General features: G+C 32.5%; 16 protein-coding genes. All 16 read right to left on the bottom strand.

Annotated features, from left to right (window positions below; all coding sequences use genetic code 11):
- Window positions 1-30: 30 nt before the first annotated feature.
- The 16 genes from surE to BW929_RS03415 all read right to left on the bottom strand — a co-directional run bounded on the left by surE (window position 31) and on the right by BW929_RS03415 (window position 21,304).
- Window positions 31-843, bottom strand: coding sequence for a 5'/3'-nucleotidase SurE (gene surE / locus BW929_RS03490; RefSeq protein WP_076543993.1), 813 nt, complete (start codon window positions 841-843; stop codon window positions 31-33).
- Between the two features lie 3 nt (window positions 844-846).
- Window positions 847-2,445, bottom strand: coding sequence for a BCCT family transporter (locus tag BW929_RS03485; RefSeq protein ID WP_084566071.1), 1,599 nt, complete (start codon window positions 2,443-2,445; stop codon window positions 847-849).
- Window positions 2,446-2,583: 138 nt separating this feature from the next.
- Complete coding sequence (locus tag BW929_RS03480; protein ID WP_076543992.1) at window positions 2,584-4,011, bottom strand: FGGY-family carbohydrate kinase; 1,428 nt, start codon at window positions 4,009-4,011, stop codon at window positions 2,584-2,586.
- Between the two features lie 27 nt (window positions 4,012-4,038).
- Window positions 4,039-4,818, bottom strand: coding sequence for an SDR family oxidoreductase (locus BW929_RS03475; RefSeq protein ID WP_076543991.1), 780 nt, complete (start codon window positions 4,816-4,818; stop codon window positions 4,039-4,041).
- A gap of 11 nt (window positions 4,819-4,829) precedes the next feature.
- The gene (locus BW929_RS03470; RefSeq protein ID WP_076544029.1) at window positions 4,830-5,786 is read right to left on the bottom strand and encodes an electron transfer flavoprotein subunit alpha/FixB family protein; all 957 of its coding nucleotides are present in this window, start codon (window positions 5,784-5,786) and stop codon (window positions 4,830-4,832) included.
- A gap of 1 nt (window position 5,787) precedes the next feature.
- Window positions 5,788-6,582: an electron transfer flavoprotein subunit beta/FixA family protein gene (locus tag BW929_RS03465; RefSeq protein WP_076543990.1), complete on the bottom strand. Its 795-nt coding sequence runs from the start codon at window positions 6,580-6,582 to the stop codon at window positions 5,788-5,790.
- A 7-nt stretch (window positions 6,583-6,589) separates the two neighbouring features.
- Window positions 6,590-7,888: an MFS transporter gene (locus BW929_RS03460; protein WP_076543989.1), complete on the bottom strand. Its 1,299-nt coding sequence runs from the start codon at window positions 7,886-7,888 to the stop codon at window positions 6,590-6,592.
- Window positions 7,889-8,143: 255 nt separating this feature from the next.
- Window positions 8,144-9,640 carry an FAD-binding oxidoreductase gene (locus BW929_RS03455; protein ID WP_076543988.1) on the bottom strand — a complete coding sequence of 499 codons (1,497 nt, stop codon included), beginning with the start codon at window positions 9,638-9,640 and terminating at the stop codon, window positions 8,144-8,146.
- Window positions 9,641-10,034: 394 nt separating this feature from the next.
- Entirely contained in the window at window positions 10,035-11,291 is a 1,257-nt protein-coding gene (locus BW929_RS03450; RefSeq protein WP_076543987.1) for a Gfo/Idh/MocA family protein, read from the bottom strand.
- A 302-nt stretch (window positions 11,292-11,593) separates the two neighbouring features.
- Entirely contained in the window at window positions 11,594-12,583 is a 990-nt protein-coding gene (locus BW929_RS03445) for a type II TA system antitoxin MqsA family protein (protein ID WP_076543986.1), read from the bottom strand.
- Window positions 12,584-13,049: 466 nt separating this feature from the next.
- Window positions 13,050-14,057 carry a transcriptional regulator EbgR gene (gene ebgR / locus BW929_RS03440; protein ID WP_076543985.1) on the bottom strand — a complete coding sequence of 336 codons (1,008 nt, stop codon included), beginning with the start codon at window positions 14,055-14,057 and terminating at the stop codon, window positions 13,050-13,052.
- Between the two features lie 84 nt (window positions 14,058-14,141).
- Entirely contained in the window at window positions 14,142-17,186 is a 3,045-nt protein-coding gene (locus BW929_RS03435) for a beta-galactosidase, LacZ type (RefSeq protein ID WP_159437150.1), read from the bottom strand.
- 75 nt (window positions 17,187-17,261) lie between these two features.
- Window positions 17,262-18,542 carry an ABC transporter substrate-binding protein gene (locus tag BW929_RS03430; protein WP_076543983.1) on the bottom strand — a complete coding sequence of 427 codons (1,281 nt, stop codon included), beginning with the start codon at window positions 18,540-18,542 and terminating at the stop codon, window positions 17,262-17,264.
- A gap of 81 nt (window positions 18,543-18,623) precedes the next feature.
- Window positions 18,624-19,442, bottom strand: a complete 819-nt coding sequence (locus tag BW929_RS03425) for a carbohydrate ABC transporter permease (protein ID WP_076543982.1) — start codon at window positions 19,440-19,442, stop codon at window positions 18,624-18,626.
- Window positions 19,435-20,307, bottom strand: a complete 873-nt coding sequence (locus BW929_RS03420; protein WP_076544028.1) for a carbohydrate ABC transporter permease — start codon at window positions 20,305-20,307, stop codon at window positions 19,435-19,437. Before BW929_RS03420 ends, BW929_RS03425 begins: the two co-directional genes overlap by 8 nt.
- Before the next feature lie 70 nt (window positions 20,308-20,377).
- The gene (locus BW929_RS03415) at window positions 20,378-21,304 is read right to left on the bottom strand and encodes a LysO family transporter (RefSeq protein ID WP_076543981.1); all 927 of its coding nucleotides are present in this window, start codon (window positions 21,302-21,304) and stop codon (window positions 20,378-20,380) included.
- Window positions 21,305-21,599 lie beyond the last annotated feature (295 nt).

Raw genomic sequence — 21,599 nt, 5'->3', positions numbered from 1 at the left:
ATTTAAAGTTGAAAGCATGCTCTAAATAATTTAGCGCCCATAATAGTTATCAACCTCTACAGACATCCTTGAGCTCAGTGGAGTTAATGATATAACATTATCAAAATGAACTGCATAGATATCAGTATCTTTTTCTGCATTTTTTATACTGGGATTCAGCTCCCACTTTAAACTCTGGGCATCAGAAAAATTTCGATCTGCTGGTTTAATATAACGAGCATAATTCATATATGCCTGTCTGGTGATCCTTAGCTCAGTTTCTCTTTTTAGATTTTTTGGAAAATTAACATTTAAAATTCTTGTCTTTCCAGGAAAACCTGACTCAATTATATTTTTTACAATCTTAGAGATGTGATATTTTTCTACTTTCCAGTCTAAATCACTAAAATCACTTGATTTCTGTTTATTGAAGGGAAAAGCTCTTGAAAATGCTATTGAAGGTATCCCAAGACTATCAGCTTCAAAAGCGGCTCCAAGAGTCCCACTGCAGGTATAGGAAAGACCCAAATTTTCCCCATAATTAACTCCACTTATACAGTAATCTGGTTTTTCAGCTGCAATTTCTAAAACTGCATGGGCCACAGATTGTGCAGGTGATGCATTAACCGCATAAGCTTTAACTGTTCTGCCGTTAATATTGATATTTTTTGATTCGATCATTCCAACCTTATCTCCTTTAAGAAAAGCTCTCCCCATTCCTGTCTGCTGCTTTTTAGGGGCAGCAATCAAGAGCCTGGCGAATGGGGATACTGCTTCTGCAAGGGCGTTAAGGCCGGGAGAATTTATTCCATCATCATTTGTTATTAGAATTAAGGGTTTATATTTATGATTATTTTTTAACAATAACTAATCATCCTTTTTATTAATTTTGATATCAAATTTTTCGGGCCTTCTCATCATCAATACAAGTGATGCCAGACTAAATAAACCTAAGAAAAGGGCAGGAAATCCTCCCAGATAGGACATCATTTTTATTCCATCTAAACCTAGGGTTGTTATAAATACAAGTGCAATACCACCAATGATAATTCCCCAGATTAATTTAATCGGTAGTGGTGCTTCTTCATCTCCTATCTTAATTCCAGAAGTACTGATACTTGACATCGCATTTGTAGTAGAGTCAGTTGCTGTAATAAATGAAATCATAACAGCCAGGAGATAAATAGCTATTATAACTCCAGAGAGGGGTAACTCTCCTAAAACGGCATAAGCTGCCGCACCTGAACCCTGTTCACTCATTATTCCTAATACATCTACCTTACCTGTCATCTGATAATTAATTGTAGTTCCAGAAAGTATTGTCATCCAGACAGTACTGAATATACTTGGGAAAACAAAATTCATTAATACAACTTCTTTAATTTTATATCCGTAAGCAACTCTGGCTAGAAAAACTGCAGAAACCGGTGCCCAGGCCATCCAGTTAGACCAGTAAAACATCGTCCAGTCTGAGGCCCACTGATCACCAGCTGCTCCTCCTGTAAAAAGTGCTCTACTAAAAATATTGTCTAAGAATATACCGAAAGTTTCTGTTCCAACTCTCAAAAAATAAACAGATGGACCCAATATTAGTAATACAGCAATTATTATATAATAAATATACATATTAACATTTGAAAGAACTCTGATACCCTTCATCAAACCAGTTCCTGAAGAAATAATAAAGGCTATTGTTCCGGCTACTGTGATCACTACCCAGAGTGATTTACTGTTATTGATGTTAAATAAAGCATTCATTCCTCCACCCATATTCATAACAGCTGTTCCAAAAGATGAAGAAATACCTGTTGCAACTGTAAATAAAACAACTGCATCAATTATGTTATTGAACTTTTTCTGTTTTTTCTGCTTAACTAAAGGAGCAATTTGAGAACCCACACTAAATGAACGCTTCATATTATAATAGGCAAAGCCAAAAACTATAGTAGGAACTGTATAAATAGCATAGGGTATAAATGTCCAGTGAAGATACATTGTTTCCATCGCAAATTTTGCTGCATCTACAGACCTTGGTTCAATTCCTAAAGATTCAGGTGGATAGGCAAAATGCCACATCGGCTCTGCTGTACCCCAGAATAAAATTCCAGCAGCTATAGTTGTACAGAGTGTTATTGCAAACCAGGATGGCCGATTAAGTATTGGTTCAGCATCTTCTCCACCCAGTCTTACTTCCCCGAGAGGTGAAAAATAAACAAAAACAATTATAACAACACTTAAACCACCTGTAATACTAAAGAGCCAGCCCATATCAACTACCATAAAATTTTTAGCAACAGATGTAACTTTTAAGAATAGTTTTTCATTTGTAAAGTTTAAAATAATTGTTGATATCAGCAGAATAAATGTGGGATAAAAAACATATGGCCGTATTTTTTGAACTGTCTTTTCCTCTTCTGAGTTTTCTTCAAATTTTTCTTCCTCATTTTTAAATTTAGTATTTTCCAAAATAACCCCCCTTAAAATATGTAAAGAATATAGCAGCAAATAAAAATTTTAAATAATTTAAGCAAAAAAACATCATATAAACTGGCAGAAAAACTTTTTCTGCCAGTTTATATCTATTTCTTAAAACTATTTATATTCTTACTCTTCATTTAATATATTATGTGATTTTTTTAATAGTTGTTCATTATGCTGTGGAATATGCTTGTATACTTTTTCGTTTATTTCCTGATAAAATTCATGAGTTTCCAGATCTGGAGTAAATGTATCCTCATGTCTTACCATCTTTTCTATAGCTTCTTCTCTGCTGTCATAAACATCAAGAGCTAAGGCAGCACAGATAGCAGAACCAAGTCCAGCAGCTCCATTCACTTCATTTCTGTGGGCAGGTACCCCATAGATATCAGAGAAGATCTGCATAAATAAATCTCCTTTTGAGCCACCACCACTTACTACAATTTCATTTAAATCAATATCCAGCTCATCACACATTGCCTGAGAATTATTATACATTGTTAAGGCTATACCCTCAAGTATTGAGCGGAACATATGAGGTCCTTTGTGGGTTCCATTAAATCCGATCATAATTCCACGCTCATGCTGTTTATTTGGTCTAGGCAGCCAGTGGAGTACTGTATATAAGCCATTACTTCCAGCAGGAATATCTTCAGCAAGCATATTTAAATAATTTTCCGGTGAAATATCTCTCTTTTCTGCCTCTTCTATCACATCACTGCCTAATAAATCTTTGATCCAGGTTACAGTTGACATACCTCTTCTAATTCCACTACTTTCATAGAGAAACTCTCCTGGAGTAGCACCTGGATTTGTAAAGTAGTTTTCTGGTTCAGAGTCGTACTCATCTCCCATCATCATTGATGTTATATATGTACCTAAGGATACAAGAACAGTTCCATCATCTGTTATTCCTGCTCCCAATCCTTCAACAGCTTTGTCATTTGAAGTAGAAACAACTGGTATCCCAGCAGGAATCCCGGTCAACTTACTTGCTTCAGCAGTAACTTCTCCTAAGACAGTTGCTGGATCTACCAATTCAAATAACATATCTCTTGGGGTTGTGTATTTTTCTTCATCTTCAAACCATTCTAAATTTTCAGGATCAATAGGCCAGGGCCCCACATAATTTGACCTTGTATCCTTAGTTTCACCAGTTAATCTGTGAGTTAAATAGCCAGTTGTTGTTGTACAGTATCTTACCTCATCATCTTCTGGCTCATATGGTCTGGAAAGTCTGATATCCATCCAGCTTTGAACCGGTGATGCAAGCTCTCCGTTCTCTTTAAGTAGAGCCCGGCAGCATCTAATGGATAATAAGCCAACTCCTATTATATCATCTTTATTTCCTTCAAATTTTTCAAATACTTTATTACAGGTCTCTTTAAGACTGGTCCATAAGTCATCATCTGGATGAAGGGCTTCACCATTATCACCCAGTTGAATTTCTCTTAACTGTTCAGTATGGGACACAATTTTATGACCTAAAGTATCAAAAATAGTTACTTTGGTGCTTTGAGTTCCTTGATCTATCCCCAATATATATTTTGACATTTTAAAATTCCCCTTTTCAATGATATTTTATCGTACTAAATAACCTCCATCAACAGTAAGTACAGTTCCATTTACATAATCTGAAGCAGAACTGGCTAAGAATACGCAGGCTCCCATTAAATCAGCTTTATCTCCCCATCTATTTGCAGGGATATGAGATAAAATAGTTTCATTCTTCTCTTCATCATTTCTGGTTTCTTCTGTCAATTTAGTCTTAAAATAACCAGGAGCAATTGTATTAACCTGAACATTAAACTGAGCTAATTCATCACACATAGCCTTTGTCAGACCAACAATACCATGTTTTGTAGAAGCATATGCTGGTGACCACTGTCCACCCAGGAATGAGAATAGTGAACCGATATTAATAATTTTTCCACTTTCCTGCTCAATCATATATTTAGAAGCTTCATGGATCATTTCAAAAGCGGCTGTTAGATTTACAGAAACCATCTTATCCCATTCTTTTCTGGTATATTTGGTTACATCTCTAACATTAATGGAAATGCCAGCACAGTTTACTACAATATCAATGCTTCCCCACTCATCTACAACAGCATCAACAGCTTTTTTACACTTACCATCTTCTGTAATATCTGCTTTCATAAACTTATACTCACTGCCACAGGATTCGATCATTTCTTTTGTCTCTCCACCATCACCCTGCAGACTAACTGCCATTACATTTGCTCCACCTTTAGCAAGAGCAGTAGCAAAAGCCTGACCAAGTCCGGTGTTTCCACCTGTAACTAAAGCATTCTTACCTTCTAAATTAAACATATCCATATTAAAGTCCATAACATCCATTATTATTCCTCCTAATTTTTTTGCTTTTTATTTTTTTTAATCTTTGCTGATAATTTTTTAACAAACTCCATCGCATCACCTTCAACAACAATATCTGAAAGGCTGCAGATCGGTGCATTTTTATTAACATTTACAGAAATAATATTCTCTATATTTTTTAACCCTGCAACATGTTCTATAGCTCCACTGATTCCCAGAGCTATATATAAATCAGGGCTTACTGTTTTACCTGACTGACCTACCTGAATATTGCGGGATGCTTTACCATTATCTATAATCTTTCGACTGGCAGAAACTTCAGCATTTAAATTATCAGCCAGCAGTTTTATCTCTTCAAAATTTTTGAGAGTTCCTCCTCCACCTGAAACAAGAATCTCACTCTCTCTAATATCATAAGATATTTCATTTTTTCTGCTCTCTAATAATTTAATATTTCCCTTTTGATAATCTACTGGTTTAAAATCAATTATCTTAACATTTTTTTCAAGCGGAGAATCATAGGAAAAAACATTTTGCCTTACACTTAACATAATTGGTTTTCTGGCCTCAGTTACAATCCCGGCCATTATTCTCCCGCTGAAGGCAGGTCTAACTAGCTCTAATTCATCTCCATCTTTTTTAATTTCAGTTACATCTGCAACTAATCCCACATGAAGCCTCATTGCCAGACGAGGTGCCAGCATTCTACCAAAGTGGGTTGCCGGGATAATAATGCTGTCAAAGTTATATTTATTTTCTATCTCTTCCATAATATCAGTGACAGCAAGAGGATCATAATTTTTAAGTTCCTCATTCTGAACCTTAATTATATAATCAAAATGATTTAGCTCCTGCCTGGCAGCTGAATCATTAATTATAACTCCATAACTCTCAAAATCACTTTCAGCATGGATTTGCTCTGCAACCTCTAAAAGCTCTATTGAATTTTTAATATTTTCAGGATCTAGATAAATTAAAGTTTTTTCCATATTAAACAAAGCCTTTCCTTTCTAAAAATGAATATACGAAATCTATGCCCTGATCATCATTTTTGACTACTGTTTTATCTTTTTCTTTAAAGTTTTTATTATAAGTATTGGCAACTCTCGTTAGAGAGCCCTTAAGTCCTATACTATCTTCAGCAAGCCCAAGTTCTTTATTTGAAATAATGTCCAGCTTATCACTAACATCCAGTGACATATTCTCATACTTTATATAGGGAAGCTCATAACCGCTCTCTTTTCTGAGGCTTAAAACTGCCGGAAATAAAATCTCATATTTTAATCTTTTATCTCCACTTTCAACCTCAAAAACTGCTCTGTCTTTAGTAAATGAATCTTGCTCAATACTCATCAGATTAGACATCTGATTTAAATTGAGTATTTCCCCAACCTGGGCAGGAATATGGGAAGTATCTCCATCAAGGCTTTTACTTCCTGTTAAGATACAGTCATATTCCTTATCCTTTAAATAGGCTGCCAGTATTTTTGCAGTGGCATAGGTATCACTGCCGGCAAAAGCAGTATCTGAGATAATAGTCGCCTGATCGACATCTCTTCTTAAGAGATCTTCTACAAAAGGCCTAACAGATTTCGGCCCCATCGTTAAAACTTCTAATTCAAGATCGGGCCTACTATCTTTAAGCTTTAAGGCAAAAGCAACTGCAGCAGCATCATCCGGATTAAGAATTAATTTAACATTATCTCTGATTAGAACATTTTCTTCATAATCATATTTTATATCTTCTACATTGGGAACATATTTAACAAGGCATATTATTTTCATAGTTTAATTAGGCAACCTCTTCCTCAGAATTTTCCATTATTTCGTTCTTATTAACTCTATAATAGATAGTAGCAATTACTACACCAAGAACTCCTAAACCAGCACTTACAATAAAGTAGGCATTATACCCACCATTACTGCCAAAAGTGTTAAAGAGGAAGGAGTTCATCTGTGGTAAAATAATATCCGGGAAATAACCGATTAAGGATATTAAACCAATTGCTGAACCCATAATCACTGGATCTATTTTTGCTTTTCCAAGTAAAGACCAGTATGTTCCACGGATTGCATAGTAGAATACACCAAAGATTATAGCTAAACCATAGAATACATAATTATTTAAGGAAACCGGTAGAGTTGCTAGCAGAATTAAGCAGATTGCTCCCCCTGTAAGTGCTCCACCAATAGTCTTTTCTTTTCCAATCTTATCTGCTAAATAGCCTCCTAAAAATCCACCAACAGGTCTCATCCAGAGTACTATACCCATAACAGTACCTACTGTTACAGCTGTAGCTCCAACATTTGTTTGCAAAAATCCACCAACATAATATGAAGTCCAGAATACGGAATAACCCATAAATACAATTCCACCCTGAAGGTAGATATATTTATTTTTCAGCAGTTCCTTAAGGTCAGATAGTTTTAATTTAGGTGCTTCATATCCTTCATCCTCATTAGCTTCTGAACTTCTTTGTTCTTTAACAAAGAAAAATACTAAAATAGATGAAATAAGTAAAACAAATGAATACATATAAATAACAGATATTAAAGCATCTGCTTTTGCAGCTACATTGGTGGCTTCACCAAGCACCTGGGCAAAAATAAATACTGCCAGACTTCCTAAGGCAGCTTCTACAACCCCTCTACCACCATCAAGTATACCAAAAAATTTACCTTCATCTTTATCTGTGGAAAGCATTTTCACAAGCTTCATATGGGCACTCCAGAAAGTAAATACTGTAAAAAAGCCCCAGATAGCAAAGATTATTTGGACCTGAGGATGATCAGGAACCTGAGCAAACCAGAATCCTCCTAATGATGTACCAAGTAGTGATAAAGCAAGAAGCTTTTTCGCTGAAAATTTATCACTTAATAATCCACTTGGTAAATATCCAAAGATAAAAACCAGACCTAAAAGTGAATAAATATTATTTAACTGTCCATTTGTCATATTAAATACTGTAAGAATTGTCTCCTGGAACTGAGTTCTTAAATATACCAGAGGATAAATAACTCCTGCTGCTATAACAACTAAAGTAAACTGAAAATATCTATTTAAATCTTCTTTTTTTATATTATCAAACATAATTTCCTCCTTATTTAGAAAAAAGATTATTATTTGATTTCCAGAATTATTTTGATTTGATTTTTAATTTATAAGATTCAAAATTTTTAAAAGAAAATTTTATAAATTAAAAACTTAAGACTGGAAAACTATTTAAATCTATTTATTTTTCTGATAGAATAATTTAGGAGGATTCCTTCTTTGAATGCTTAAACTATTGCTGTAGTAAATGCTAAATTCAAAGAAGGAGGCCTCTTTTTTTATTCCTTTAGCTTTTTACTCTTCTTTATTTATATATTTTTTTATTCCATCTTCTTTAGGGAATATTGAGCCATAATTCATAATACCCTTAGGATCAAATACTTCTTTTAGCTTCTCTAACATGTAATAAGCAGAGCCATGTTCTTCTTTTGTCCATTCACTACGATATTTCCCTATTCCATGGTGATGACACATTGAGCCACCATGTTTTAATGTTTCTTCAACAATTATTTTGTGAATTGGGTGATGGTAAACTCTTAATTCATCTTCTGGAGCACAGTTGATCTCATAATTGTAAACAAAGTATAAGTTTGTTCCATTTATATAACTGTGTGAAGAATGTCCACCCAGTAGAGTCAGTTCATGAGCACGTGGGAACTCTTCTTTAACTCTTTCCATAACATTGTTATAGATTACTGGTATTGTTCCCCAGTCAGCAGAAATTTCTGTAGTAAATCCAGCATGTGAATCATTTTCAATCATACCTTCATACTCATCTTCTATATCCTGCTGTGACCAGTTTAAATTATTAAACCAGTCTTCAATTAATTCACTATCAACCTCTTCGATTATACCCTCGTCAAATTTCTCTACCGCTTCTTCTACTGCTTCTCCGGTAGCCTCAACAATATTTTTTGGTCCTTCTGCCATCAATATCAGAACACATTTATCCTTGCTGAAGTGATAGAAATGCTGTTTTGCATCTTCTTCTGAATAAGCTCTGGCAACTGAAGGACGATAACCATTAACCATTACTTCTCTTAAAACTTTGATTCCGGTTTCAATATCTTCAGTTAAATAACCGTAAAATTTATTGTTTTCAGGATAGTGTTTAAATATTTTTACTGTAACCTCAGTTATGTAACAAAGTGTTCCTTCATTACCAATTGCGATATGTCTAATATCAGGTCCACCGGCTCTTCTTGGTACGTTTTTAATTTTAGAAACGTGACCATCAGGGAATACACATTCTAAACCGATAACCATATCTTCAATTCCACCATATAAAGTTGAAAGCTGACCAATACTTCTGGTTGCAACAAGTCCTCCCATTTTAGCTACTGGTTTTGACTGTGGGGAATGACCTGTAGTAAAACCTTTTTCTCTTAGCTCATCTTCCAATTCTTCCAGCGGCACACCTGCCTGTACAGTTGCCTGCATATTATAAGTGTCGATATCAACAATCTTATTAAGATTTTCTGCATCAATTATTACAGTTAAATCTTTCCAGTTTTCTAACCCCCCTTCTGTTGAAGTATCACCACTTCTTGGAATAACATTGATTTCATTCTCATTACAGAATTGTAAAAGACTGCTTACTTCCTCTGATGAATCTGGATAAACAATTGCTACTGGCTGTGGAACATCGAGGACATTACGAGCAAAAGCATATTTTTTGTATCTGTCTACTGATGCTTCATATAAATCCTCATCATTGGTATTCACCTGCTCTTCTGACAACAAATCAACTAAACTCTCAACAACTTCCTGTTCTTTTTGGACTACACTCACTTTTTTTCCACCTCAATTTGATGATTTTTAATTTTTGAATTTGTTTGACTATTTCAATTTAAATTTATTATAATACTCATTTTTTGCAATGTCAAGAGAAAAAGTGGAAAATTTTCTGTTTTTTATGTTTTTTTAATTTATAAATGGAAAGTTTTCCACTTTTAATTGTAATAATATTCCATTGAAGTTTTTTTATTCTATTAATAAAATCTATTTTTATCCATCAAATTATAATTTTACATCTAAATCGATTACTTTATAAGTAATTAAAAAATAAAAAGCCCCTAAGACTTGTAGAAAACCTCAAGCTCTTAGATGCTGATTAAATAGTTACTAATATTTAACTATATCAAACTATATTATTTAGGCGTAAGTTTTCTCAACCAGATTAAACTTATTTTAATTTATCCTGACGCCATTGCTTTAAATTAATAACTTCGTCTTTTTTCCTTGCTTCTTCAGCAGCAAAGGCCATCAAATGACTCTCCAGCGATTCCTCTAAAGAACTGCTCCAGGCATCAATTTCTTTACCTTTAAGCAAAGAAACAAATTGATTCATTAAACCGCTGTCTCCTCCTCCATGGTGACCGGAAGCAGCTTCAATTTCAATCACTGAATTACTTTTGCCAAAAACAGAAAGTTCAATAATTCCTTTTTCAAAATCACCTTTAATTTCTCCTAAAGAACCATAAATTTTAATATCTCGGGTAATATCTTTTGAAAAAGCAGTCAGGGTAAAATTAACTTCTGTGTTATCACTTTGTGTCATATTTACCCGCTGCACATCTGGTACATTATTATCGGATTTCCAGACACATCTTCCATAAGGACCCTCTTTTAAGGCTTTAAATCTACCTTCATATGATAAGTCAGTAGTAATTACTGAAGTTGGCCAGTCAGTATTATCACCTAGGTATATCTTTCGTGCCGAATAAGGACAGTCTGCCTCTATTTCACAGTAAATACATCTATCAGCAGCATTTTCTGGCTGTAACTCTTCTTTAAAAATTTCTAGAGAAGCTGAGGAACTGAGCTTTTTAGTTTTAGTTCCTAAAAGCCAGTGTAAAATATCGAGATCATGACAGCTTTTTGCTAAAATAATTGGAGCAGCTGAATCAGTATTTCTCCAGTTTCCCCGGACATAACTGTGGGCAAAATGATAATAGCCAATATTCTCATTTAAATCAACATATCTTAGCTTTCCAATCATATTTTGTGAAAGAAGTTCTTTTATTTTAGCAAAGAAATTTGTGTACCTTAAAACATGGGCTACTAAAATATCACTATCTGTAGCTTTATACTTATTATAAATTTCAATTAAATCTTCAAGATTGGGAGCAATCGGTTTTTCCAAGAGAATCTTATATCCTCTTTCCATAGCCTTTAAAACTGGTTCTAAATGCATCTTATCTAAAGTTGCAATTATGATGCCATCTGCCAGCTTTTCTTTCTCCAACAAATCTTTCCAGCTTTCAAACTGCAGCTCTTTAGAAATTTTATGTTCTTTTGCAAAAAAAGCCCGCTTATCAGCATTCGGTTCAGCTACTGCAACTGCTTTAATATCTCCTGGATGTTCTAATATGTATTTACCATAAGCTTCTCGACCTCTATTACCAGCTCCAAGAACTGCAACTGTTGAAATTTTGTTCATAATTATACACCTCGTATATTGTATTTTATCATTTTTATTTATTAATAAACTCTAAGCTTTACTGCTCCATAAGTTAAGACCTGAATCAGATATTTTTGAACATAAGAAAATATAATAGCTGTTATTGAATAGGATATAGAACCGCAAGCAGAAACTCCTGGTTACTAAAATACCAAGAGTTATAAATCACCAATCATATTAAATTTATAAATCTTCTATCTCGATAAGTCATATAATAATGAAATTCATGAACCACAATTATCTCCCCCAAATATATTATTTTTAAAAATTGATAATCCTGACTATTTTATTTTAATGAATAATTGTTCACTATAATCATTAATATCTTCAACATTTAACATTTTATATTTATCATTAACATCTCTAAAATAATCTGCTATAAGTTCTTTACTTATAATCTCATCACTTTTTTCCTCTGCTTTTAAATTTTTTCTAGTCAAACGCCATGGTCTTTCAGAATGAGTCATTTTTTCAAGTGTTTTAGCACTATAACAGCCAAAGTTATCAATAATACTATCTAAAAGTTCTTCTTCTGCTTCGGTAAGTTCAATGTTTTTAAATTCCAAGCTTTCATCTTCAATCGGATTATAACCAAAATTTCTATATTTAAAATATATATCTTTATAAACAGGACCGTGAACCCAAGCTTCACAATTATCATTAAATAAAAACTCATCATAGAATGTTTTATAAAATCCCTGGCTATAATAAAGCAACTTCTGCAGTGCTAAAGGAGTTACTTCACCCAGTTCTTTAAGCAGATACTTAATTACACTATCAATTTTCTTTTCTGTTTTTAGCTCATTATGCTGTAGTTTTTTTATAGCTTCCATAAAATCATTATATGCTTTATCTGTAACTTTATCTCTATTTTCTTCTGCAAGCTGTCTCATATAATTATAATCATCTTTAATCTTTTTTAAAGTTTCAGAATAACTTTTTGAAGGAATATCGCCATCCAGATAACGGGTTAAAGTAGTCTCACCCCAACCTAAAAGTAATGATAAAGGTCTTTTACCAGTATTATATTGATCAACTATCTCTTTAATTTCAGAAACTTTAATAATCCCTGCTTCTTTTCTATATGCATCATCTATTTTTTGAAGATTATGATCATGAAGTTTAGAAATAAAAATTTCTTCACCACAATCATTACAATAAGCCCTCTCTGCTGTATATTTAAATTTTAATCCACGAACTTCCTTCTCCTCAAACTGCTCCTCAATTTTATACTCAACGTCCTTTCTGCACTCAGGACAAAAAGTTTTCATTTTCCTCCCCCTTCTTAATTTTACTTAAATAAAAATTCAATTATTTTTCTATACATAGCCAACTTATATCTTTCTTGATCCATAGCAACTTTAATTTTTTTAAAATATTTCAGAATATCTTTACGTTCAAAATCAGTATATCTCTGCGGTTGAAAATCTGAGATAAGATTATGCTTTCTTAAGAATATTTGTTCTATATTAATTATACATCTATAATACACAAAAATAAATATAAATGTATTAATTAATACATTTTATTTTTGAAATTTATCACTTTAAGAATTAATGTTTTTGATGAGCAGGTGATTAGTCGCTGAACTTTTTTAGAAATCTAAAAAGTCAAAAACCTCTCCCATTATCTCTGCTGGAAGAGGTTTTAAAACAAGTACTGTATTCATATTTTTTATAAACTATCTTCACATTCTCAATTAGCTTCAAATATAAAAAAGCTTAATTAAAACACAGATTAATCTAATTTAACACTGCCCCTGATAATCATTTCCGTTGGAATATTAACAGTTATTGGTAGTTGTCTCTTGTTTTCTATCCGCTCAATTAAGGTCCTTACTGCCATCATCCCCATAAATTCAGTGTGGATTTTTACAGTGGTTAAAGGAGGGATACTAAATTTAGAGGTTGGAATATCATTAATACTGATAATCGAAAGATCTTCCGGAACTTTTATCCCCTTTTCATGCAGGGCTCTTAAAACTCCAATTGCCATTGAGTCATTTGCAACTACATATGCCTCTGGCAGATTATCACTGTCGATTGATTCTCTGGCAATATTATAGCCGGAATCAATAGAAAATTCTCCTAAGATCATATATTCTTCCTCATACAAACCCTTTTGAGTCATGTATTCAATAAAAGCCCTTTCGCGCTGATCCTGAAGACCATTTACATTCTCATCCCGACCACCTATAAAGCCGATTTTATTAAAGCCCTGTTCAAGTAAATATTCTAAAATATCATCAATTACCTTTTTTAAATTAACCACAATCGAATCAAATTTATCACTGTTAACCTCGCGATCAACAAAAACAATATGATCAGTTAATTTATTGAACTTATCTATCTCCTCATCTGAAAAACTGCCGATAGCAATTATTCCATCAATATCTATTTCAGAATCATATTCAAAATCCTCATCATTTCTATATATCTTTTCAATATTAATATCTCTATCCTTAGCTTCAAGTTCAATTCCATAAAAGATAGATAAATAATAAGGATCCTCTATTTCAACTGACTGGGTGAATGATGTTATAATAAGCAGGTTCAGTTCTTTATCCTCTTTTTGTCTTTTTGAATATTTTTCTATTAAAGGAACATATTCTAATTCTTCTACAGCCTCGTATATTTTCTTTCTTGTTTCATCTTTAACAGAAATACTCTGATCACCATTTAAAACTCTAGAAACTGTTGAGATTGAAACATTCGCTTTTTTAGCTATATCTTTAATTGTTGCCATCTAATCACTCCCACTACTCAATTTGCTATATATCTATTATAAACTTTATTCTATAGAAATTAAAATATTTTTAAAATATTTTTATTAATATAGTTTATTAAAGGCAATTATGTTGCTTGAATTAACTTTAAAAGAAAAGCTAAAATCAAAATCATCTGCCTTTAATTCTTCAGCTGCACTGGGACCGCAACTTGCACTGCCCAGAGGCTGTTGTTTATAATCTAACTGCAGATATGTCTTATCTCCTCTAATTATTTGGTCCTGATGCTTTGCTCTTTCTAATGATTTAATGGAATAATCGTGAATGCTGAAGTTAAATCTCTTCTCTGAAGTAATAAAAAGTCCCAAACCATTATTATTATAAACGGATAACCACCTGGTATCTGTTCGATTACCATTTTCCTGCGGGAAAATATAAGGAGTATGCATTTTCGCAACTTCACTTTTATAGATACCTATTCTAGCAGCATTCTTGCTGTCATAATAACTCTCACCGGGACCAAGACCATACCACTTAAGATTCTTAAAAGAAGAATCTAATTCTATTTTAAGACCAATTCTTGGTAAGACAGGCCAATCACCTTCAGGTTTACCAGAAAGATTTACCTCTATCTCACCATCAGCATAAATTAAATAATCAAAGTTAACTAAGATGGTTAAAGAATAAACTGGAACTCCGACTTTGATAATTTTTTCTACCACAACTTTATCTTCACTCTTCTCTTTGACCTTAATTGATTTTAATTTTTGAATGCTTTTATCCAAATTTAATTTTTTCCATTTTTCTTCATATGGTTCATCATTGTCAATCGGTGCCCGCCAGATATTAAATTCAGGTTCCTTATTAAATAGTTCTTTATTTTTATAAATTGACTTTTCTAATTCACCATTTAATAATGAAAATTGATAGTAGAATTCATCTCCTTCTATCTTTATTTTATTTTCTCCCTCTAAAACTTCGAGTTTACTGGCAGTTTTATTATTATGATTTCTTTTCTTATTTTTTAATATAAACTGTTCAAAAGCTATTTCATGTCCGGCATCTGCCCATTTTTTGGATTCAGCTAAAAGACAGTTGATTTCCAGTACTATTTCAGAGTCTTTAAATCTTTCTAAGTCATCTAGCTCAATTTGGAGCAGCTTTCTTTGACCAGCTTTAATATCTTTCACTTCAAATTGAGAGCTTTTTTCTATATGACCATCAACTAAAATTTTCCAGAAAAAATTAAGATTATTTAAATCTTTAAAATCATATCTATTAATTAGCCAGATCTCACCCTTAGTTAAATCTTCAGCTTCAAACTTTACAGGCTCTAAAACTTTTTTATATTCCAGGCAGGCAGGAGAAGGTGTTCTGTCTGGAAAAAGAAGCCCATTTAAATTAAAGTTTCTGTCATTGGGATAATCGCCATAATCACCACCATAAGCATAATACTGACGATTATTTTCTTTTTTTAAAAGCCCTTGATCTATCCAGTCCCAAATAAAACCACCTTGAAGTCGCTCATAATTATAGAAGGCATCCCAGTAATCTTGTAAACCTCCAGGACCATTACCCATCGCATGAGCATATTCACATAAAATCAGTGGTTTTTGATAGTCTTTTTCCTCTGCTTTTTTTACAATTTCTTCAACTGAAGAATACATAGGTCCATTAAAATCAACAATCTCCTGTTTTCGATCTGGTTCATAGTGAATCAACCTTGTTTGATCACGATTTCTTAACCACTCAGCCATAACCTTGTGATTACAACCAAAGCCAGATTCATTTCCAAGTGACCAGATAATTATGGATGGATGATTTTTATCTCTTTCGACCATTCTTTTTAATCTATCTAAATAAGCCTCTTCCCAATCAGGGTTATTACTTAATTCACCTGTATTAGTTGTAAACATAAATCCATGTGTCTCGATATCTGCTTCATCGATTACGTAAAGACCATAATAATCACACAGATCATAAAAACGAGGATCATTAGGATAATGCGAAGTTCTTACTGCATTAATATTATGCTTTTTCATAGTTATGATATCTGATTCCATAAGATCAAGTGAGACTGTTCTTCCTGTTTCGGCATCAAAATCATGCCGGTTTACCCCTTTAAACATAATTTTCTTCCCGTTTACAGAGATGTTTCCGTCTTTTAACTCTACTCGTCTAAAACCTAATGAAGAAGATATATATTCTTTTTCTTTATTTAACTCTGAATCAAAAATTATAAGTAGTTTATAAAGAGCTGGAGTTTCAGCAGTCCATTTCACTGGCTTATCTATTATAGTTTTGATTTCAATTTTTTTATCACTTTCAGCAGCAATTTCAAACTTTTCTTCAGCTGATATCCAGACAGTCTTATTCTTCTGATCTAAAAGTTTTACTTTAACAGTGTTTTTGGAAACTAATTTTTTAAATGAATTAAAGAATTTAAGCTTTACTTCCAGTTTCCCATCTTGATAACTATCATCAAGACTGCTAATAACTTCATAGTCAGCTAGATAAATCTTTGGCAGAGAATATAGATATACATTTCTAAAAATTCCGCTCAACCACCACATATCCTGGTCTTCTAAATAACTTCCATCTGACCATTTAATTACTTTAACTGCAAGTTGATTTATTCCTTCTTTTAGATAAGCTGAAATATCAAATTCAGCAGTCATTCTGCTTCCCTGACTGTAACCTACTTTTTCTCCATTGATCCAGAGGTAAAAAGCAGAATCCACTCCCTCAAAAGTAATGATCGTATTTCTATCAATCCATTTGCTGTTAATCTTAAATTCTCTTCTATAATATCCACAGGGATTTTCGTCAGGGACAAAAGGTGGATCTACTGGAAATGGATAAGCTTCATCTGTATAGTGAGGCTTATCATATCCTTCTAACTGCCAGCAGGATGGTACATTAATCTTTTCCCAGCTTTTTTTATCAATTGATTCACTTAAAAAATCATCTGGCCCAACTAAAGGAGATTTTGTAAAATAAAAATTCCACTCCCCATTTAAGAGTTTATACCAGGGAGATAAACCCACCTCAAGATAATTAGTATTATTTTCATCTGCAAATGGTATTATATTAACATGTGAATTTAATTTGTTTTTTTGAATAATATTTTGATTTTCCCAGTCAAACACCATAATCTCTCCTTAAATAATTTTTTTGCAGCACCTAAATTAAATTAGATGCTGCAGTAATATCATCTTGACTTTTTATTCGCTGATTAATTTTTCAACTTCAAGCTGTAGTTCTTTCATTGTTGGTTCAACTTCTTTATTTTCAAGTAAAATTTTAGCTTTTGCACTTGCAAAAAGCGGCCAGATCTCTGAATTATATTGGGTGAATTTAACTTTTGGCATTTTCGGTGAAATTTCAGAGAAAAATTTCCAGATTTTCTGCCCACCAAAGTATGCTACTTCCTGATCAAAATCAGGTTGATCATAACAGGGTTTATAAGAAGGATATAACCCGAATTTATTAAATCCAACCATCAGTGATTCCACATCAGTCATTGCAAATTTGGTAAATGCCTTAGCAAGTTCTGGATTATCAGAATCTTTAGTCAGCATTAGACCAGAGCCACCTCTGGAAGAATACCTATCTCCACCTTCTTTAAACCTTGGTAGTTCCATAACTCTCCACTTGCCGTGTAAATCAGCAGCCTGTTCCTGAAGGGTACCTGCCCACCAGACAGCATAGGGTAAAGTAGCAATCAAGCTATTAGCACTTGCCTGTACTCTTCCTCCCCAACCATCGACATTATAAATAATGCCAGCATTATTCATTTGATCAATCTTTTCCATAACCAACATTGACTCTTTGCTGTCTAAAACTGGTTCAGAATTTTCATTAAAATATACAGTATCAGCTAATTGTCGGGATAACATATTATATGTAGCATCTTCTGCTTTTTTATCAATTCCAATCATCTTAACTTTTCCATCAGTTGAAGCTACAACTTTTTTACCTGCCTCAATAAAATCATCCCAAGTTTCAATATCTTCTGCTTTAATACCGGCTTCTTCAAAAATATCCGCCCGATAATAAAGACCTACAGGACCGGTATCCCAGGGAAAAGCCATTATTTTACCATCAATTGTCGCCTCAGCAATTTTACTTTCTAAAAAATCATCTTTGATTGGCTCAATAACCTGAGTTAAATCTACAAAAGCTTCCGGAAACTTGCTTATAAAAGTTCTATAGTAATTGCCTTCTGAAGATACTACATCAGGTAGACCAACACCAGTTAAAAGACTGACTGCCAGCTTATCATATAAATCACTTACAGTAAGTTCCTGTAATATTATATTAGTTTCAGGGTGTAGTTCTTCAAAATTTTCTGCTGCCGCCTTCAGGGATTTATATGCAACATCCCAACTCCAGACTGTTATTTCTCCACTTAATTTTTCTTGAGCGCTTACACTGACTACTGTACTTAACAACATTAATGTAACTAAAGAAATTATAAATAGTGATTTAATTTTTCTTTTCATTTTAAAATATTTCCTCCCTTATATTTAATGTCTTTTAATTAGGACAAACTTAAATATTTTCCTCCTTTCTCTGTCTTAAATTTAACCCTTAACAGCACCTCCAAGTAATCCTTTTTCAAAGTAATCTTGGAAAAGCAAAAATAAAATTAGAATTGGTAATACCGAGATAAAAGCACCCAGCATAATCTGACCGTAATCCATTTTTGAAACTCCAGGTAAGGTTGATAAGGTTACAGGCAGAGTATACATATTTCTTGTTCTTAAAATTATTAAAGGCCACATGAATTTATTCCACTGCCCCATAAACATATATACAGAAAGCACACTAATCGCTGGTTTAACAGATGGAGCAACTACTTTAAAAAATATTCCAAATTCTCCACAACCATCTATTCTTGCTGATTCAATTACTGAAGTAGGAAATGATATTATATTCTGTCTCATTAAAAATATTCCAAAAATATTCGCTAAAAACGGAAATATAACGGCCTGATAAGAATTAATCCAGCCAAATTTGTTCATCATATTAAATAATGGTACCACCATTGCCTGAAAAGGAAGCATTGCAGTCCCCATGATTATTGCAAACATAATATTCTTGCCTCTAAAATTAAATTTAGCCAGTGCATAGCCTGCCATCGAACACAATAAAACACTAAAAAATGTATAAACTACAGAAATAACAAAGGAGTTGATTATCGCTCTATTTATCATTACATTTTCATTGAGATCGATAAAATTTTCAACTAAATTTCTGCCAAATCCTAACTTAGGAGGTAATTGAAAAATATCTCCAGATTCCATAGTAGCTGAGGTGATCATTACATAAAAGGGAAAAAGTGATAAAACTGCCCCTAAAATTACCAGTAGATAAACAATTGTCTTATTTACTTTACTCATCACCCATTCCCCCTGTAAATTTAAATTGTAAAAATGAAAAAGCTACTATAAACAACACTAATAAATAACTCATTGCTGAGGCATAACCAAATTTTAAATATCTAAATCCATTGTTATAAAGATAATGAACTACTGTAATTGTAGCATTATTTGGTCCTCCACCAGTTAAAATGTAAGATTCATCGAATAATTTAAAGGTACCGATAGTTGAAGTAATTGTGCAAAATAAGATAATTGGCTTCATCATTGGCAGAGTAATTCTAAAAAACTTCTGGATAGGACTTGCTCCATCAATATCACTGGCTTCATATATTTCTTTTGGTATATTCTGCAGTCCGGCCAACATAATTATCATATTATATCCTGTCCAGCGCCAAGTAATGGCTAGTATTACAGATAACTTAGCTGCAATTGGTGAATTGAGCCAGTCAATCTGAGGGATTGAGAAAAAGGATAAAATATAATTAACAAAACCAAAATCAGTATTTAATAATAACTTAAATATCAGTGAATAAGCTACCAGACTTGTTACAGCAGGTAGAAAATATGATATTTTAAAAATCTTTTTATATTTTAAAAACTTATTGTTAAGAAAATTAGCAGTTATTAATGATAGAAAGATCATAAAGGGAACCTGAATAATCAGATAAATTACCGTGTTTACTAATGCCTTTCTAAATACTGGATCATTAATCAATTTAAAATAATTTTTTAAGCCAACAAATTCATAACTTCCCGCATTAAATTTTTGAAAGCTTAAAATAAATGAATATAAAATAGGATAAAGCATAAAAGTTAAAAATAAAATAAAAGTTGGTCCAATAAAATAATATGGTGCTGTCTTAGGTGTAGGTCTTAGTTTGATTAAAATTCTAGAAATTAAACCCCTGTTTTTGCTGTCTTGTAAATTTCCGTTTACCACCAATCTTACCCCCTTATAATTTTATTAAAAATGGCACTAATATTGGAACTAAAGTTGTTAATACCATACCACTTACTAAAGCAGGTATTACCATTTCTTCTCCTGCAACTTTTTTTATCAATGGCAAGGTTACATCCATTGTCGTTGCTCCTCCTGGTGCAATTCCCGCTGAATTTCCAAATTTCTTTACCACAAATGGTAAAATCAAAAATGTCAAGAATTCTCGAAAAATATTTGTTAAAAATGCTATTGAACCAAGTTCTACACTATGTAATTGAGAAAGAATAATTCCCGAAAGACTATACCAGCCAAAACCAGCTCCCACTGCAGCAGATTCATTAAAACTAAATCCAATTACAAAACCAGCAATAACTGTTCCCAAAATACTACCAATAGCAATTAAAATTGGAATAATTATTATATTCCAGCCATATTTAATTAAATTTTTTAACATCTCTTTATTTAGTCCGATATCTATTCCAACTCCAAATAAAAGTAAAATCAAGGCATAACTGCTTATAGTATTAATTAAAGAGATATGAACACTATTCAAAAATAAAAGACCAGTAATCAAACCTGCTATTACTGTAAAAGCAATAATTATTGTATCCTTATAATTTACTTTTTCTCCCCCTTTGTCTCTAGAAGTAAATTGATTAGTATCATAGTTTTTTGATTTTTTCTGGCTGAAAATATAGACTAAAAAAACACTCCCCATAATACTACTTAAAGCAAATAATACTGCTTTAAATCCAATCTGGCTGATCTCTGAGAGCACCTTATCATTTACTCCGATTTTACTGCCCATAGAAAATAATAAAATCAATAAGCCTCCGTTTGTTAAATACTTATTATATTTTATTAGCCTTTTATTAAGCAATGATAAATAGGCTATTAAAAAACCAGAACCCAGGCTAAAAAATATAATCCAGGTCTCCAAATTATCCACCTCCTTATATTCTGAATTTTTATCATATTTAAATTTTACTAATTATTTTACTATTTGTCAAGTAAAAATTTTAATAAATAGTCCTTTTTGTTTATTTTAACTGATTTGAATTCAAAAAAATTAATCTAAAAATAATTAAAAAATGTCACTAAAGCTTGTTTTAACGGGCTTTATTATATAAATGAAATTAAAGTTCTCTTTAGTAAAATTTTTACTAAAATATTTTACTATTCTAATACAAAGACCTCCTTCCGGACTGAAAAATAAAACTTAACCCAGAAGAAGG

Source organism: Halanaerobium kushneri (assembly GCF_900156285.1).
Classification (GTDB): domain Bacteria; phylum Bacillota; class Halanaerobiia; order Halanaerobiales; family Halanaerobiaceae; genus Halanaerobium; species Halanaerobium kushneri.
This window is presented reverse-complemented; position numbering and strand designations above follow the sequence as displayed.

What these genes read in the sequence shown, in the direction of transcription:
- BW929_RS03480 (WP_076543992.1), bottom strand. Translation starts at nt 4,011, where the DNA reads ATGTCAAAATATATATTGGGGATAGATCAAGGAACTCAAAGCACCAAA.
- BW929_RS03475 (WP_076543991.1), bottom strand. Translation starts at nt 4,818, where the DNA reads ATGGATGTTATGGACTTTAATATGGATATGTTTAATTTAGAAGGTAAG.
- BW929_RS03470 (WP_076544029.1), bottom strand. Translation starts at nt 5,786, where the DNA reads ATGGAAAAAACTTTAATTTATCTAGATCCTGAAAATATTAAAAATTCA.
- BW929_RS03465 (WP_076543990.1), bottom strand. Translation starts at nt 6,582, where the DNA reads ATGAAAATAATATGCCTTGTTAAATATGTTCCCAATGTAGAAGATATA.
- BW929_RS03460 (WP_076543989.1), bottom strand. Translation starts at nt 7,888, where the DNA reads ATGTTTGATAATATAAAAAAAGAAGATTTAAATAGATATTTTCAGTTT.
- BW929_RS03450 (WP_076543987.1), bottom strand. Translation starts at nt 11,291, where the DNA reads ATGAACAAAATTTCAACAGTTGCAGTTCTTGGAGCTGGTAATAGAGGT.
- BW929_RS03445 (WP_076543986.1), bottom strand. Translation starts at nt 12,583, where the DNA reads ATGAAAACTTTTTGTCCTGAGTGCAGAAAGGACGTTGAGTATAAAATT.
- ebgR (WP_076543985.1), bottom strand. Translation starts at nt 14,057, where the DNA reads ATGGCAACAATTAAAGATATAGCTAAAAAAGCGAATGTTTCAATCTCA.
- BW929_RS03430 (WP_076543983.1), bottom strand. Translation starts at nt 18,542, where the DNA reads ATGAAAAGAAAAATTAAATCACTATTTATAATTTCTTTAGTTACATTA.
- BW929_RS03425 (WP_076543982.1), bottom strand. Translation starts at nt 19,442, where the DNA reads ATGAGTAAAGTAAATAAGACAATTGTTTATCTACTGGTAATTTTAGGG.